12 protein-coding genes are annotated in these 16,285 nt (G+C 71.4%); 11 read left to right on the top strand and 1 reads right to left on the bottom strand.

Annotated elements, in window-relative coordinates; translation table 11 throughout:
- Window positions 1–105: 105 nt before the first annotated feature.
- The 11 genes from mnmA (at window position 106) to LNW72_RS27905 (ending at window position 14,194) form a co-directional block, all read left to right on the top strand.
- A complete protein-coding gene (gene mnmA, locus LNW72_RS27855) occupies window positions 106–1,260 on the top strand; it encodes a tRNA 2-thiouridine(34) synthase MnmA (RefSeq protein WP_250977864.1) in 1,155 nt (384 codons plus the stop codon).
- Between the two features lie 32 nt (window positions 1,261–1,292).
- Window positions 1,293–1,823, top strand: coding sequence for a TIGR00730 family Rossman fold protein (locus tag LNW72_RS27860; RefSeq protein ID WP_250977865.1), 531 nt, complete (start codon window positions 1,293–1,295; stop codon window positions 1,821–1,823).
- Window positions 1,820–2,509, top strand: coding sequence for an SDR family oxidoreductase (locus LNW72_RS27865; protein WP_250977866.1), 690 nt, complete (start codon window positions 1,820–1,822; stop codon window positions 2,507–2,509). The genes LNW72_RS27860 and LNW72_RS27865 overlap by 4 nt, the downstream gene beginning before the upstream one ends.
- A gap of 55 nt (window positions 2,510–2,564) precedes the next feature.
- Window positions 2,565–3,575, top strand: coding sequence for a methionine synthase (locus LNW72_RS27870; protein ID WP_308402040.1), 1,011 nt, complete (start codon window positions 2,565–2,567; stop codon window positions 3,573–3,575).
- Between the two features lie 17 nt (window positions 3,576–3,592).
- Entirely contained in the window at window positions 3,593–5,755 is a 2,163-nt protein-coding gene (gene ligA / locus LNW72_RS27875; protein ID WP_250977867.1) for an NAD-dependent DNA ligase LigA, read from the top strand.
- Between the two features lie 219 nt (window positions 5,756–5,974).
- Window positions 5,975–8,113 carry a bifunctional diguanylate cyclase/phosphodiesterase gene (locus tag LNW72_RS27880; RefSeq protein WP_250977868.1) on the top strand — a complete coding sequence of 713 codons (2,139 nt, stop codon included), beginning with the start codon at window positions 5,975–5,977 and terminating at the stop codon, window positions 8,111–8,113.
- A 129-nt stretch (window positions 8,114–8,242) separates the two neighbouring features.
- Window positions 8,243–8,539, top strand: coding sequence for an Asp-tRNA(Asn)/Glu-tRNA(Gln) amidotransferase subunit GatC (gene gatC / locus LNW72_RS27885; RefSeq protein WP_250977869.1), 297 nt, complete (start codon window positions 8,243–8,245; stop codon window positions 8,537–8,539).
- Between the two features lie 5 nt (window positions 8,540–8,544).
- Complete coding sequence (gene gatA, locus LNW72_RS27890; protein ID WP_250977870.1) at window positions 8,545–10,038, top strand: Asp-tRNA(Asn)/Glu-tRNA(Gln) amidotransferase subunit GatA; 1,494 nt, start codon at window positions 8,545–8,547, stop codon at window positions 10,036–10,038.
- On the top strand, window positions 9,999–10,274 hold the full coding sequence (locus LNW72_RS27895; RefSeq protein WP_250977871.1) for a hypothetical protein: 276 nt from the start codon (window positions 9,999–10,001) through the stop codon (window positions 10,272–10,274). The genes gatA and LNW72_RS27895 overlap by 40 nt, the downstream gene beginning before the upstream one ends.
- A gap of 11 nt (window positions 10,275–10,285) precedes the next feature.
- Window positions 10,286–11,794 carry an Asp-tRNA(Asn)/Glu-tRNA(Gln) amidotransferase subunit GatB gene (gatB, locus tag LNW72_RS27900; protein WP_250977872.1) on the top strand — a complete coding sequence of 503 codons (1,509 nt, stop codon included), beginning with the start codon at window positions 10,286–10,288 and terminating at the stop codon, window positions 11,792–11,794.
- Window positions 11,795–11,983: 189 nt separating this feature from the next.
- Window positions 11,984–14,194 carry an MMPL family transporter gene (locus LNW72_RS27905; RefSeq protein ID WP_250977873.1) on the top strand — a complete coding sequence of 737 codons (2,211 nt, stop codon included), beginning with the start codon at window positions 11,984–11,986 and terminating at the stop codon, window positions 14,192–14,194.
- Here LNW72_RS27905 and LNW72_RS27910 read toward each other — a convergent pair.
- On the bottom strand, window positions 14,184–16,130 hold the full coding sequence (locus LNW72_RS27910) for a protein kinase (protein WP_250977874.1): 1,947 nt from the start codon (window positions 16,128–16,130) through the stop codon (window positions 14,184–14,186). The genes LNW72_RS27905 and LNW72_RS27910 overlap by 11 nt on opposite strands.
- Window positions 16,131–16,285 lie beyond the last annotated feature (155 nt).

Raw genomic sequence — 16,285 nt, forward strand, 5'->3', positions numbered from 1 at the left:
GGCCTCAGCCACCACCAGCCCGCCCGGCGTTTGAGGGCGCCCTACCGGACCCGGCGGGTAATCCCGTCGAACCGCGCCGGAGGCGCAACGTACTCTGGAGGGGTTATGACTGACTCCCCCCGCGACGCTCGTCGCCTGCGCGTCCTGGCCGCCATGAGCGGCGGCGTCGACTCCGCGGTCGCCGCGGCCCGCGCCGCCGAGGCTGGCCACGACGTCACCGGTGTCCATCTGGCCCTCTCGGCGAACCCGAAGTCCTTCAGGACCGGCGCCCGCGGCTGCTGCACGGTCGAGGACTCCCGTGACGCCCGGCGCGCGGCCGACGTCATCGGCATCCCGTTCTACGTGTGGGACCTGGCGGACCGCTTCCGTGAGGACGTCGTCGACGACTTCGTCGCGGAGTACGCGGCCGGCCGCACGCCCAACCCCTGCCTGCGCTGCAACGAGAAGATCAAGTTCGCGGCGCTGCTGGACAAGGCGATCGCGCTGGGCTTCGACGCCGTCTGCACCGGCCACTACGCGACCGTCGTGATCAACGACGACGGCACCCGTGAACTGCACCGCGCCTCGGACGCCGCGAAGGACCAGAGCTATGTGCTCGGCGTGCTCGACGAGCGCCAGCTCGCGCACGCGATGTTCCCGCTCGGGGACACCCTCACCACCAAGGGCGAGATCCGCGCCGAGGCCGAGCGCCGCGACCTGGCCGTCGCGAAGAAGCCGGACAGCCACGACATCTGCTTCATCGCCGACGGCGACACCCAGGGCTTCCTCGCGAAGCACCTCGGCAGCGCCGAGGGCGAGATCCTGGACGAGGACGGCACCAGTCTCGGCACCCACAGCGGAGCGTTCGGCTTCACCATCGGGCAGCGCAAGGGGCTGCGCATCGGCACCCCCGCCGACGACGGCAAGCCGCGCTATGTCCTCGACATCTCGCCGGTGAACAACACCGTCACCGTCGGCCCGGTCGAGGCGCTGGACGTCACCGCGCTCACCGCCGTCAAGCCCCGCTGGTGCGGCACCCCGCCCACCGGCCGCGCCACGTACACCGCGCAGCTGCGCGCCCACGGCGAGGACGTACCCGTCACCGCCGAGCTGGTCGACGGCGAGCTGCTGGTGGAGTTCGACGGCGAGCCGGTCCGCGGCATCGCCCCGGGGCAGGCCGTGGTGCTGTACGACGGCACCCGCGTCGTGGGCTCCGCGACCATCGCCACCACGCAGCGGGCCCGCGCGGGCGCCGGTGCCGGCTCCCACGGTCAGGTCTAGGACCGGCCGCGCCGCCTCGTAGGGTGGCGGGCATGAACATCTGTGTCTTCATGTCCGCCGCCGATCTCGACGAGCGCTACACCGTCCCGGCCCGCGAGTTCGCCACGCTGATCGGCCGCGGCGGCCACACCCTGGTGTGGGGCGGCTCGGAGTCGGGCCTCATGAAGGTGGTGGCGGACGGCGTGCAGGAGGCGGGCGGCCGGCTGGTCGGCGTGTCCGTGGAGTTCCTGCACACCAAGGCGCGCGAGAACGCCGACGAGATGCTGATCACCGCGAACCTCGCGGAGCGGAAGGCGCAGCTGCTGCTGCGGTCGGACGCGATCGTCATCATGGTCGGCGGTACGGGCACTCTCGACGAGGCCACCGAGATCCTCGAGCTGAAGAAGCACGGCCTGCACACCAAGCCGGTCGTGCTGTTGAACGCGGCGGGGTTCTACGACGGCCTCAAACTGCAGTTCCAGCGGATGGACGCCGAAGGCTTCCTGCCGCTGCCCCTGAGCGACCTGGTCTTCTTCGCCGAGGACGGCGCCGAGGCCATGGCATACCTGGAGGAGAACGCGTGAGCACGCATCTGATCACTGGCGCCGGTTCCGGCATCGGCGCCGCTGTCGCCCAGCGGCTGCTGGACCGCGGCGACGAGGTGCTGCTCCTGGCGCGGGACGCCGGCCGGGCCAAGGAGCTGGCGTCGCGTTTCGCCGGCGCCCGCACCCTCGTCGGCGACCTCGCGGAACCGGCCCGGCTGTCGTGGGCCTTCGCCCACCAGCCGATGCCGGACCGGCTCGACTCGCTGCTGCACATCGCGGGCATCGTCGAGCTCGGCGGGATCGGCGAACTCACCGCGAAGGTCTGGCAGCAGACCCTCGCCGTCAACCTGATCGCCCCGGCCGAACTGACCCGGCTGCTCCTGCCCCAGCTGCGGATGTCCCAGGGCCATGTGGTCTTCGTGAACTCCGGCGCCGGCCTCAACGCGCACGCGAACTGGGGGGTGTACGCGGCGAGCAAGCACGGCCTGAAGGCGGTGGCGGACGCGCTGCGGCAGGAGGAGCACGGGAACGGGGTGCGGGTGACGAGCGTGTACCCGGGCCGCACGGCGACCCCGATGCAGGAGAAGGTGCACCACCAGGAGGGCACGGAGTACGACGCCTCGCGCTGGATCGACCCGGAGTCGGTGGCCACCGCGATCCTCGCGGGGATCGATCTGCCGCGCGACGCCGAGATCAACGACCTGACGATTCGCCCGGGTCGCTGACCCGCAGCCCTGCGCCGTGGGAATCCGCGGGCGGCCCGTCTCGTACGCTTCGTGCGTGAGTACGGATGCGAAGTTCACGCTGCCCGCCGGTGCCGCTACCGGCGTCGGGTCGATGCCCGGAGGTGATGCGCGGGAGGCCGCGCGGACCGCTACCGGGGCGGTGGAGGCGCTGCCGTTCCTGCCGGAGCTGCCCGCGCGGGGGCCCGGGGCGGACATGATCGGGCGCTCGCTCGGGATGCTGGTCGACCTGTACGCCCGGGTGGAGCCCAGCGGATGGCGGTTCGGGGACCGGCCGGGGCGGGACAGCCGGCGGGCGGTGGCCTGGCTGGGCGAGGACCTGGACGCCCTGGAGGAGTTCACCCAGGGGTTCCAGGGTCCGCTGAAGGTGCAGGCCGTCGGGCCGTGGACGCTGTCCGCTTCGGTGGAGCGGCCCAACGGCGAGGCCGCCCTCGGCGACCCCGGCGCCGTCCGGGACCTGGCCGGATCGCTCACCGAGGGGCTGCGGCTGCACCTGGCCGACCTGCGCCGCCGCGTGCCCGGTGCCGAGCTGGTGCTGCAGCTGGACGAGCCGTCGCTGACCGCCGTGCTGCGCGGGCACGTGCGGACGGCGAGCGGCTACCGGACGTACCGGGTGGTGGACCGGCAGGTGGCCGAGGACATGATCCGCGATCTGGTCGAGGCCGTGGACGTACCGGTGGTCGTCCACTCCTGCGCGCCGGACGTCCCGTTCCGGATGCTGCGGCGGGCCGGCGTCTCGGGCATCTCGTTCGATTTCGCGTTGCTGACGGAGAGTGACTGGGACGCGTTCGGTGAGGCGGTCGAGGGCGGTACGGCGCTGTTCGCCGGTGTCGTGCCCGGCACGGACACCGGATTGTCAGACCCTGCCGGTAGCGTGAGTGGTGTTCGGGCGCTGTGGCGCAGGCTGGGGCTGGATCCGGGGGCGTTGGGCACCTCCCTGGCCGTCACCCCTTCCTGCGGTCTGGCGGGGGCCTCGCCGGCCTATGCCCGTGCCGCTCTGGTGCACTGTGCCAAGGCGGCGCGATCGCTCGTCGACAACCCTGAGTGAGGAAGGACAGGACCGCCGTGGAGATTCCTGCCGAAGTGCGCGAAGAGCACGCTCAGTTGGCCGAGCAGGTCGAGGAGCACCGCTTCCGCTACTACGTCAACGACGCGCCGGTCGTCAGCGACGCCGAGTTCGACCGGCTGCTGCGGCGGCTGGAGGCGATCGAGGACGAGCACCCCGGCCTGCGCACTCCGGACTCCCCCACGCAGAAGGTGGCGGGGGCGTACCAGACGGATTTCACCTCGGTCGTGCACCGCGAGCGGCTGCTGTCGCTGGACAACGCGTTCGACGACGAGGAGCTGTCCGGCTGGGCGGACCGCGTCGCCGCCGAGCTGGCGGGCATCCCGTACCACTTCCTGTGCGAGCTGAAGGTGGACGGCCTCGCCGTCAACCTCACCTATGAGCACGGGCGGCTGACCCGCGCCGCGACCCGCGGCGACGGCCGCACCGGCGAGGACATCACGCCGAACGTCCGCACCATCTCCGACATCCCTGACCGGCTCTCCGGGAGCCGGATCCCGGAGCTCGTGGAGATCCGCGGCGAGGTGTACTTCCCCGGCGAGGAGTTCGAGGCGCTCAACGCGCGGCTGGTGGAGGCCGGCGACAAGCCGTTCGCCAACCCGCGCAACGCCGCGGCCGGCAGCCTGCGGCAGAAGGACCCCCGGGTCACCGCCACCCGGCCGCTGCACATGGTGGTGCACGGCATCGGCGCCCGCGAGGGCTTCGACATCGACTGCCAGTCGCACGCCTACGAGTTGCTGCACGAATGGGGTCTGCCCACCGCGACGCACAACAAGGTCGTCGGCTCCCTCGACGAGGTGCGGGAGTTCATCGCCTACTTCGGCGAGCACCGGCACGACGCGGTGGAGCACGAGATCGACGGCGTCGTCGTCAAGGTGGACGAGATCCCGCTGCAGGGCCGGCTCGGGTCGACGTCCCGGGCGCCGCGCTGGGCGATCGCGTGGAAGTACGCGCCCGAGGAGGTCAACACCAAGCTCCTGGACATCCGGGTGGGCGTCGGCCGCACCGGCCGGGTCACTCCGTACGCGGTCGTGGAGCCGGTCACCGTCGCCGGCTCCGAGGTCGAGTTCGCGACCCTGCACAACCAGGAGGTCGTCAAGGCCAAGGGCGTCTTCATCGGCGACACCGTGGTGCTCCGCAAGGCCGGCGACGTCATTCCGGAGATCCTCGGCCCGGTCGTCGATCTCCGGGACGGCAGCGAGCGCGAGTTCGTGATGCCGGCCGAGTGCCCGGACTGCGGTACGGCGCTGCAGCCGATGAAGGAGGGGGACATCGATCTGCGGTGTCCCAACGCCCGCTACTGCCCTGCGCAGTTGCGTGAGCGGATCTTCTACCTGGTGGGCCGCAAGTGCCTCGACATCGAGAACTTCGGGTACGTGGCGTCCACCGCGCTCACCCAGCCGCTGGAGCCTTCCGAGCCACCGCTCAAGGACGAGGGCGATCTGTTCGACATGAACATCGAGCAGTTGCTGCCGATCCGGTCGTACGTCCTGGACCAGGACACCGGTCTGCCCAAGCGGGACGCGAAGACCGGTGACGAGAAGATCGTCACCTTCTTCGCCAACCAGCAGGGCGAGCCGAAGAAGAACGCGCTGGCCATGCTGGAGAACATCGCCGCGGCGAAGGACCGGCCGCTGGCGCGGATCATCACCGGGCTGTCGATCCGGCATGTCGGCCCCGTCGCCGCCGAGGCGCTGGCCAGGGAGTTCCGGGACCTGGACCGGATCAGGGACGCCGAGGAAGCCGAGCTGGCCGCGGTGGACGGGGTCGGGGGGACGATCGCCGCCTCGGTCAAGCAGTGGTTCGCCGAGGACTGGCATCTGGAGATCATCGAGAAGTGGCGTGCCGCCGGGGTGAAGTTCACCGAGGAGGGCTCGGACGAGGGCCCGCGGCCGCTCGAAGGACTCACCGCCGTCGTGACCGGCACGCTCGCCGGCCACACGAGGGACGGCGCGAAGGAGGCGCTGACCTCGCTCGGGGCGAAGGTCACCGGGTCGGTCTCCAAGAAGACGGACTTCGTGGTGGTGGGGGAGAACCCCGGCTCGAAGTACGACAAGGCCGTCCAGCTGAAGGTCCCCATCCTCGACGAGCCGGGCTTCGCGGTGCTGCTGACGGAGGGGCCGGAGGCCGCCCGGGAGGCCGCGGTCAACCCGGCCGGATAACCGGGCGCCAATCACCCGTTCGGCCTATATCCGAACGTTCCGGGTGCGGGGATCCCATTCGGGCAACCACGCTCGATCGGTGCCCGAGGCAGCCTTCTGCGGCCTACTGTTGAGAGGCGCGCCGGAAGGGCATGAACCTTCCAGCAGCCTTTGCGGGTTTCCGCTGCGGGCACGGCGCGGTGGACCCGGGTGTCGCACCAGGCTGTGAGAGGGACAGGAATGGAACCGACGGAGGGCGCCGGACCGGCGCAGCGGCTGCGTTGGCCGGCCGCGCCGGTACTGCCCCCGGCGGTTTTACGCATCGCGGTGGTGGCGGTCGCGGGACTCGCACTGGCGGCCGGCGTTCTGAGCACCGTCCATGAGGGCCGGGCGCTCTTCCCCGGCGGCACCGTCGGCTGGGCGTTCGCCGTCCTGACCGGCATCATCGTCGGCCACCTCGTGGCGATGGGCCGCGACCGCTGGTGGGGCGGCACCGGCTCCGGCGCGGCCCTCACCCTGGCGATGCTGCTGCTCTACGGCTGGGTGCCGTCGGTGCTGGTCAGCCTGGCCGTCGTGGTGCTGGTCGGCGCCGCCCGCCGGCACCGCTGGCGGCAGGCGCTGCTGCACGGCGCCGTGGACATACTGGGCGTCGGCACCGCCTCGCTGACCCTGGCCTGCTTCGGTGTGCACCCCTCGGTGGCCACGCCCTGGCACCCCGAGGACTGGGGCCTGGCGGCCGGTCCGGCGATCGTCGTCACCGCTCTGGCCTATCTGACCGCCACGCGTGCGCTGCTCTGGTACGCGGTCGCCCCGCGCGGCGGCGGTCTGCCGACGGTGGCCCGCACCGCGCTGATGCGCCAGGGGATGGTGGGCGTCGCCCTGCTGGGGCTCTCCCCGCTGATCCTGGTCGTCGGCTGCGACATGCCCGTCCTGCTGCCGCTGTTCGCCGTCCCGCTCATCGCCCTGGACTCGACGCTGTGGATCGCGCACGCCCGCGCCGAGGAGCAGCTGCGCGACCCGCTGACCGGGCTGCCCAACCGGCAGTGGCTGCTGGAACGCGCCTGGACCGCGCTGGACGACGCGGAGCGCAAGGGCGAACGCACCGCGCTGATCCTCATCGACCTCGACAAGTTCCGGTCGGTCAACGACACCCTCGGACACCTGGCCGGCGACCGGCTGCTGCTCCAGGTCGCCGACCGGCTGCGGCTCGCGCTGCCCCGCGGCGCCGAGGCGGCCCGGCTGGGCGGCGACGAGTTCGCGGTCCTGCTGCCCTGCTGCGACTCCCCGACCCGCGCCCAGCGCATCGCCCGCGCCCTGGTGGCGGCCCTCGGCTCACCGCTGAGTCTCGACGGGCTGACCCTGGTGCTGGAGGCCAGCGCCGGCGTCGCGGTCTTCCCGGACCACGCGGTGGACGCCGAAGGGCTGCTGCGCCGCGCGGACGTGGCGATGTACCAGGCCAAGCGCGACCGCAGCGGCGTCGAGGTCTACGAGGCGACCCGGGACGGCAACACCCCGGACCGGCTGGGCCTGTTGGGCGATCTGCGCCGGGCGCTGGACTCGGGCGACGTCGAGCTGCACTACCAGCCGAAGGTCTGCTTCGACGGGAAGATCGCCGGCCTGGAGGCGCTGGTGCGCTGGGAGCACCCGCAGCGCGGCCGGGTCAATCCCGAGGAGTTCATCGCCATGGCGGAGACCTCCGGGCTGATGCCCCAGCTGACGGAGTACGTGCTGGAGACGGCGCTGGGCCAGGTCGCCCGCTGGCGCAAGATGGGCCTGGACGTACCGGTCGCGGTGAACGTCTCGCCGCGCGATGTGCACAGCCCCGGCTTCGCCGGTGCGGTCGCCGCGCGGCTCGCCCGGCACGGCGTCCCGCCCGGCTCACTGCAACTGGAGATAACCGAACACGTCCTGCTGGAGGACCCGCAGCGGGCCGCCGACACCATGGCCGGGCTGACCGGGCACGGCGTGAAGATGTCGCTCGACGACTTCGGCACCGGCTACTCCTCCCTGGTCCACCTGCGCAAACTGCCGGTCAGCGAGCTGAAGATCGACCGCTCGTTCGTGGCCCGGCTGGTCCTCGACAACGAGGACGCCGAAATCGTCCGCTGCACCGTCGACCTCGCGCACTCGCTCGGGCTGCTCGTCGTCGCCGAGGGCGTGGAGGACGACGAGACCTGGGAGCGGCTGCGGGACCTGGGCTGCGACGCCGTACAGGGCTGGCTGGTCGCCGCCGCGATGCCGCCCGACGAGGCGACCGCCTGGCTGCGCGCCCGCGGTGAGCACGGCTGGCGGCGCCCCAACGCGCTGGAGCGTGAGCCGGAGCCGGAGCACGCACCGGTGGCGGACGCGGACCAGCCGTCCGGGCAGGCCGTGCCGTAGGACGGGCCGGTTCCCGGCACGCTGTGGGCCGCACCGGCGGCCCGCGGGCCCAACCGTTTCGTCGCCAGGGGGTCCGCCCCCATAGGATTGGCCGCGAAACCATCGAACTCACCCCCAGAGGATCGCTGCATGCCTGGCATCACACGCGAGGAGGTCGCCCACCTCGGCCGGCTGTCGCGTCTTGAGCTGAAGGACGAAGAGCTCGACCACTTCGCCGAGCAGCTCGACGTGATCATCGGCGCGGTCGCCCGCGTATCCGAGGTGGCCGGCGAGGACGTACCCCCGACCTCCCACGCGCTGCCGCTGACCAATGTCATGCGCCCGGACGTGGTCCGGCCGTCGCTGACCGCGGCCGAGGCGCTCTCCGGCGCCCCGGCGCAGGAGCAGCAGCGCTTCAAGGTGCCGCAGATCCTGGGGGAGGACTAATCACCATGACTGACCTGACCAGGCTCACCGCGGCCGAGACCGCCGACGTCGTCGCCACCGGCAAGGCCTCCGCCGTCGAGGTCGCCCAAGCGCACCTCGACCGCATCGGCGCCGTCGACGAGAAGGTGCACGCCTTCCTGCACGTCGACACCGAGGGCGCGCTCGGCGCCGCCCGCGCCGTCGACGAGCGGCGCGCCAAGGGCGAGAAGCTCGGCCCGCTGGCCGGCGTCCCGCTCGCGCTGAAGGACATCTTCACCACGAAGGGGATCCCGACCACCGTCGGCTCGAAGATCCTCGAAGGCTGGATCCCGCCCTACGACGCGACGGTGACCAAGCGCCTCAAGGACGCGGGCATCGTCATCCTCGGCAAGACCAACATGGACGAATTCGCCATGGGGTCCTCGACCGAGAACAGCGCCTACGGCCCGACCGGCAACCCGTGGGACCTCACCCGGATCCCCGGCGGCTCCGGCGGCGGCTCGTCCGCGGCGCTCGCCAGCTACCAGGCGCCGCTCGCGATCGGCACCGACACCGGTGGCTCGATCCGCCAGCCCGCGGCCGTCACCGGCACGGTCGGCGTCAAGCCGACCTACGGCGGCGTCTCCCGCTACGGCATGGTCGCCTTCTCGTCCTCCCTCGACCAGGGCGGGCCCTGCGCCCGTACGGTCCTGGACGCGGCGCTGCTGCACGAGGCGATCGCCGGTCACGACCCGCTGGACTCGACGTCCATCGACGCACCGGTCCCGGCCGTCGTCGAGGCGGCCCGCAACGGCAACGTCAAGGGCATGCGGATCGGCGTCGTCAAGGAGTTCGGCGGCGAGGGCTACCAGGCCGGCGTCATGCAGCGGTTCAACGAGTCCGTGGAGCTGCTGCGCGAGCTGGGCGCCGAGATCGTGGAGATCTCCTGCCCCTCGTTCAAGCTGGCGCTGCCCGCGTACTACCTGATCGCGCCGTCCGAGGCCTCGTCCAACCTGGCCCGCTTCGACGCCATGCGCTACGGCCTGCGGGTCGGCGACGACGGCACGAAGTCCGCCGAGGAGGTCACCGCGCTCACCCGCGAGGCCGGCTTCGGCGACGAGGTCAAGCGCCGCATCATCCTCGGCACGTACGCGCTCAGCTCCGGCTACTACGACGCGTACTACGGCTCGGCGCAGAAGGTCCGCACGCTGATCTCGCGCGACTTCGAGGCCGCCTTCGGCACGGTGGACGTGCTGATCTCGCCGACCACCCCGACCACCGCGTTCCCCATCGGTGAGCGCGTGGACGACCCAATGGCGATGTACCTCGCCGACCTGTGCACCATCCCGTCCAACCTGGCAGGCAACGCGGCGATGTCCGTCCCGTGCGGCCTGGCTCCCGAGGACGGGCTCCCGGTCGGGCTGCAGATCATCGCCCCGGCCATGGCCGACGACCGGCTCTACCGGGTCGGTGCCGCGGTCGAGGCCGCGTTCACCGGACGATGGGGTCACCCGCTGCTCGAGGAGGCACCCGCGCTGTGAGCACCCTGAAGAAGGCCAAGGGCTTCAAGAAGAGCAAGCTCGGCCTGTACATCTCGATCGGCACCACGCTCTTCGGCGCCGTGAGCACCATCAAGCAGGCACGCAACGCTCAGGGCGAGCACGACCGGCTGATGCTGGCCGACGCCGTGATCAGCGCCGCCGCCATCGCCACCGGCCTGGCCCTGCTCGTCCGCGAGCTGCGCAGCCTCGCCGACGACGACGTCCTGGCGGACTGAGAGGTATAGGAATGACCGTCACGGACCTGGAGTCCTACGAGGACGCCCTGTCGGTGTACGACCCGGTGATGGGCCTTGAGGTCCACGTCGAGCTCGGCACCAAGACCAAGATGTTCTGCGGCTGCTCGACCACCCTCGGCGCCGACCCCAACTCCCAGACCTGCCCGACCTGTCTGGGCCTGCCCGGCTCGCTCCCGGTCGTCAACGCGATCGGCATCGAGTCGGCCATCAAGATCGGTCTCGCGCTGAACTGCGAGATCGCGACCTGGTGCCGCTTCGCGCGGAAGAACTACTTCTACCCGGACATGCCGAAGAACTTCCAGACCTCGCAGTACGACGAGCCGATCGCCTTCAACGGCTATCTGGACGTCGCGCTGGAGGACGGCGAGGTCTTCCGGGTCGAGATCGAGCGCGCCCACATGGAGGAGGACACCGGCAAGTCCCTCCACGTCGGCGGCGCGACGGGCCGTATCCACGGCGCCTCGCACTCGCTGCTCGACTACAACCGGGCCGGCATCCCGCTCATCGAGATCGTCACCAAGCCGATCGAGGGAGCGGGGGCGCGCGCTCCCGAGGTCGCCAAGGCGTACGTCGCCGAGCTGCGCGAGCTGATCAAGGCGCTGGACGTCTCCGAGGCGCGCATGGAGCAGGGCCAGATGCGCTGCGACGTGAACCTGTCGCTGCGCCCGCACGGCCGCGAGAAGTTCGGCACCCGCTCGGAGACGAAGAACGTCAACTCGCTCCGTTCGGTGGAGCGCGCGGCGCGCTACGAGATCATGCGGCACGCGGCGGTGCTCAACTCCGGCGGCACGATCGTGCAGGAGACCCGGCACTTCCACGAGGAGGACGGCTCCACGACGGCCGGCCGCATCAAGGACAACGCCGAGGACTACCGGTACTTCCCGGAGCCCGACCTCGTCCCGATCGCCCCGGCCCGCGACTGGGTCGAGGAGCTGCGCGCCGGACTTCCCGAGCTGCCGCGGGTGCGGCGGGACCGGCTGAAGACCGAGTGGGGCATCTCCGACCACGAGATGCAGTCGGCGCTCAACGCGGGCGCGATCGATCTGATCACGGCGACGATCGACGAGGGCGCCCCGGCCGACCAGGCCCGTAAGTGGTGGATGGGCGAGCTGGCCCGTGCCTCGAACGAGACCGGCAAGGAGCTGGCCGACCTCGGTATCTCGCCGGCCCAGGTCGCGCGGGTGACGGCGCTGGTCGCCGAGGGCTCGCTCAACGACAAGCTGGCCCGCCAGGTCATCGAGGGTGTCCTCGCGGGCGAGGGCGGTCCCGACGAGGTCGTGGAGAAGCGCGGTCTCAAGGTCGTCTCGGACGAGGGCGCGCTCGGCGCGGCCGTGGACGAGGCGATCGCGGCCAACGCCGCCGTCGCCGACAAGATCCGCGGCGGCAACCTCGCGGCGGCCGGCGCCCTGATCGGTGCGGTCATGAAGCTGACCCGCGGCCAGGCCGACGCCAAGCGCGTCCGGGAGCTCGTCCTGGAGAAGCTCGGGGTTCAGGGCTGACCCGAGGGGTCGAAGACACGTTCGAACGGTGAAAAGGCGGCCCCCGGTGGGGGCCGCCTTTTCCCTGTGAGGAAGCGCACGAAACCACCAAAGGATCTCTTTTCGCTGCAAGAGTGACAGCCGCACCTGAAGTGTTCTTTGAGGGCTATTCCCTGAAAGATCCACCCGAGATACCCAGGGAAGCAGGGAATGGCCGCACTCGCCCGGTGGTGTCTCCGCCGTCGTCTCTCCGTCGTTCTGCTGTGGATCGTCGCGCTCGCCGGCCTCACCGCCGGCGCCGCCCTCGCCGGTTCCGCCTACTCGAACGACTACGAGATACCGGGCACCGAGTCCGGCCGGGCGACCGCCCTGCTGGAGCAGGCCTTCCCGCACCAGGCCGGCGACTCGGACACCATCGTCTGGCACACCGGCGGCACCGGCAGCGTCCGCGCCGACGGCGTCGAACAGCGGATGACCAGGACCCTCGACCGGATCGCGAAACTCCCCGGCGTCGCCTCGGTGACCAACCCGTACAACCCCGAGGGCGCCGGACACATCAGCCATGACGGCAGGACCGCCTACGCCGACGTCACCTTCGACAGCGCCGCCGACGACATCGGCGCGGGCCAGGCCAAGGCCGTCGTGGACACCGCGAAGGCCGCCGAGGGCGACGGACTGCGGGTCGAGCTGGGCGGCACCGCCGTCGCGGCCACCGAGAGCGGCAGCGCCCACCTCAGCGAACTGATCGGGATCGGCGTCGCCGCCCTGGTGCTGCTGCTGGCCTTCGGCTCCTTCGCCGCCATGTGCCTGCCGATCGCGACCGCACTGATGGGCGTCGGCACCGCCTACATGGGCATCGAGCTGCTCGGCCATGTGATGACCGTGGCCGACTTCGCGCCGATGCTCGGCATGCTCATCGGCCTCGGCGTGGGCATCGACTACGCGCTGTTCATCGTCACCCGGCACCGCAGAGGTCTCAAACGCGGCCTGTCGGTGCGCGACGCGGCCGAGCAGGCCGTCAGCACCACCGGCCGCGCGGTGGTCTTCGCGGGCGGCACGGTCTGTGTGGCGCTGCTCGGCATGCTCATCCTGCGGCTCAGCTTCCTCAACGGGGTCGCCGTCGCGGCTGCGCTCACCGTCGTTCTGACGGTGGCCGCCTCGGTCACCCTGCTGCCCGCCCTGCTGTCGATGATCGGCATGAAGGCGCTCAGCCGCCGGGAACGGCGCCGGCTGACCGAGCACGGCCCGCAGCCCGAGGTGCCCACCGGGCTCGCCGCCCGCTGGTCCGCCTTCGTGGAACGGCACCCCAAACTGCTCGGCAGTCTGGCCGCGGCCGTGATGCTCGTCCTCGCGCTGCCCACCCTCTCGCTGCACCTCGGCACCTCCGACCAGGGCAACAATCCGGCCGCCAGCACCACCCGGCAGGCCTACGAGCTGCTCGCGGACGGCTTCGGCCCCGGCACCAACGGGCCGCTGACCCTCGTCGCGGACATCCAGGGCGCCGACGCCCGGCTCGCCCTCGACCAGCTGCCGCAGACCCTGCGCGACACCCCGGGCGTCGCGTCGGTGACCCCCGCGACCGTCAGCGGCGACACCGGCGTGATCACCGTCGTCCCGGCCACCGCACCGCAGTCCCGGGACACCTCGGAGCTGGTGAACCGGCTGCGCGACGACGTGCTGCCGCAGGCCGAGGACCGCTCCTCGCTCCAGGTGTACGTGGGCGGTCCCACCGCGAGCTACGACGACTTCGCCTCCGTCATCATCGGCAAGCTGCCGCTGTTCATCGGGGCGGTCGTCGGCCTCGGCTGTCTGCTGCTGCTCCTGGCGTTCCGGTCCATCGGCATCCCGCTGAAGGCGGCGGCGATGAACGTGGCCGCGGTCGCGTCGTCCTTCGGGATCGTCGTCGCGATCTTCCAGTGGGGCTGGGGGAGCGAGTTCCTGGGCCTGGGGGCGGCCGGCCCGATCGAGCCGTTCCTGCCGGTGATCATGGTCTCGGTGCTCTTCGGACTGTCGATGGACTACCAGGTCTTCCTGGTGAGCCGGATGTACGAGGAGTGGCTGGAGACCAAGGACAACCGGCGGGCGGTACGGGTCGGGCTCGCCGAGACCAGCCGGGTGATCAACTCGGCCGCGGTGATCATGATCGCGGTCTTCCTGGCCTTCGTGCTCAGCGGCGACCGGGTCATCGCGATGTTCGGCATCGGCCTCGCGGCGGCCGTCGCGCTGGACGCGTTCATCCTGCGCACCCTGCTGGTGCCGGCGCTCATGCACCTGCTCGGCGGCGCCAACTGGTGGCTGCCGGCGTGGCTGGACCGCCGGCTCCCGAGGATCAGCATCGAACCGCCGGCGGCCCCGGCCCCCACCCCCGTCCAGCTGCCCGGACCCCGGGCAGCCGAACGGGAGCCGACGCCTACTGCTTGAGCGTCGGACTGGCGAGCACTCCCACACCGCACACATCGGTGTCGTTCTGCTTCCACTCGATCCGCAGTCGCAGCGCGCCGCTCACATCCATGGTCACCGGCTTCGCCACACCGAGCAGGAGCTGCTGGAACGAGACCCGCTTGCCGTCCGCGGTGAAGGTGAACGTGACCGGACCGTTCTTTCCGTAGTCGTCGAGCCCCACGACGGTCGACATGGACTTCCACGCGCGGCCCAGGTAGTACTCGGCGTAGCCGCCTGAGCAGCCCTTGGTGCGCAGCACGTCCGTGTACACCTTGGCGTCGATGGTGGCCGTGCCGGTCTCCAGGCTGTCGTTCTCATCGACGGCCGTGGAGGCGGTCAGGGAGTCCGTGGAGCCCGGCGACACCGCGGTCGGACCCGTCGGGTCGCCCGAGGAGGACACGCCGTCGGACGGCGTCGCGTCCGTGGTCTCCGGCGTGGTGGGCGGGGTCGTGGTCTGCGGCGGCGAACTGCTCTGCTGCTGTGCGCTGGTGCTGTTCTTCGCGGCGGCCGTGTCGCCGTCCTTCTTGTCGTCGCCCATGAACTTGACGGCGACCAGCGCCCCGGACGCCATCAGCACGACGGCGAGGACCGCGGCCAGGATCAGCGGGCCCTTCTTGCCACGCTTGGGCGGCAGCGGGGTCGCCGCCGTCGCGGGACCGGAACCGGAACCGGAACCGGAACCGGGACCTGGGCCTGGGCCTGGGCCCCGCGGAGGCGGCTGCTGGTGGAACGCGGCCACCGGCGCCTCCACCTGCTCCGGGGTTTGCGTCGGGGTCGGTGCCGGTGGCTGTGGCTGTGCTCCGAGCACCACCGTGGGCCTGGTGTCCGTCACCGGGTCCTCCTCCGGCGGCGCCGGGATGTACGAGGGCGGCGGCGTGTGCACCGGCGGTGCGTGGACCGGCATGGGGACGGGGGCCGGCCGGTCCGGAAGCGGCGGTACGGCCGGCGCCTGGTCGGGCGGCGGCGGGGCGGCGTCCGCGACCGGGACCGCGTCCTTGGGTCCCGAGGTGCGCGGAGTGCGCGTCGTCGAGATCACCGCCGGGCGCAGCTCACGCACCCACGCCGACAGCGACTCCGGCCGGTTCCCCGGATCCGTCGCGAAGACCGCCGCGATCCGCGCCGCCCGCTCCGGCTCAAGACCGGCCAGCTCGGGCAGCGCCAGCAGCGCGGCCCTGATCTGCTCCGGCATGGTGGCCGGCGACTCCCCGCTGAGCAGGAAGTACGCGAGGGCGCCGAAGGCGTAGCGGTCGGTCGCGGCGCTGCGCTTGCCCTCGAAGACCTCCGGCGCGGCGAACCCGGGGGTGAACCACACCTCGGCGGTCTGATGGTCCGCGGTCAGCTTGCTCAGACCGAAGTCGACCAGGGTGGCCTGGCCGTTGGCGTCGATCATGACGTTGCCGGGGGAGAGGTCGCCGTGCACCACCGAGCGGCCGGAGGGAGTGGCGGAGCCCGTGTGCAGCCAGTCCAGGACGTCGGCGAGCTGTTCCAGACAGCGCACGGCCTCGCGGCGTTCTGCGGGGGTGTCCAGGGCGCGCTCGGCGCGCCAGTCACGCAGGTCGAGGCCGTCCACATGGTTCATGACCAGGTACAGGGCGCGGCCCGCCGCCTCCGGGGCGGCCTCACCCGTACGGTGCGCGGACGGACCCTCGAAGTGCTCGCGGATGCCGACCACACCGAGGCGGTTGACGAACCGCAACAGCTCGGCCTGCTCACGCCATTTGGAGCTGATCCGGTCGAACTGTTCCTGCGACAGCGTCGTCTTCGAATCGAGCACCTTGACGACGACGGGTTCGGTGCCACCGCCGAGTTCGATCTCGGCGAGGTAGAGCACGGCCTCACCTCCGCGGCCGATGGATCGCAGCAGGCGGTAACGGTCGGGTGCGCCGTCAGGGCCGATGTACAGACCGGTGTCCACTTGGTGTTTCTTCCCTCCCCCTATATCCCTGGAGTCCCGCGGAAAACGTTGCGGCCAGGGGGAGTTCAGGTTGCCGCTCACGACTCGGGCAGGTCAAGCGCAGTTGCCGGGCCGTAACACGGGGATCGCACTCAGCGACCTCTCAGGTTCCTCTC

Origin of the sequence: Streptomyces sp. RKAG293, from assembly GCF_023701745.1 — a bacterium.
Classification (GTDB): domain Bacteria; phylum Actinomycetota; class Actinomycetes; order Streptomycetales; family Streptomycetaceae; genus Actinacidiphila.

Excerpts from the sequence above, each read along its gene's own strand:
- LNW72_RS27905 (WP_250977873.1), top strand. The coding sequence starts at position 11,984 with ATGGCCGCACTCGCCCGGTGGTGTCTCCGCCGTCGTCTCTCCGTCGTT.
- gatA (WP_250977870.1), top strand. The coding sequence starts at position 8,545 with ATGACTGACCTGACCAGGCTCACCGCGGCCGAGACCGCCGACGTCGTC.
- LNW72_RS27880 (WP_250977868.1), top strand. The coding sequence starts at position 5,975 with ATGGAACCGACGGAGGGCGCCGGACCGGCGCAGCGGCTGCGTTGGCCG.
- mnmA (WP_250977864.1), top strand. The coding sequence starts at position 106 with ATGACTGACTCCCCCCGCGACGCTCGTCGCCTGCGCGTCCTGGCCGCC.
- LNW72_RS27895 (WP_250977871.1), top strand. The coding sequence starts at position 9,999 with ATGGGGTCACCCGCTGCTCGAGGAGGCACCCGCGCTGTGAGCACCCTG.
- LNW72_RS27860 (WP_250977865.1), top strand. The coding sequence starts at position 1,293 with ATGAACATCTGTGTCTTCATGTCCGCCGCCGATCTCGACGAGCGCTAC.
- gatC (WP_250977869.1), top strand. The coding sequence starts at position 8,243 with ATGCCTGGCATCACACGCGAGGAGGTCGCCCACCTCGGCCGGCTGTCG.
- gatB (WP_250977872.1), top strand. The coding sequence starts at position 10,286 with ATGACCGTCACGGACCTGGAGTCCTACGAGGACGCCCTGTCGGTGTAC.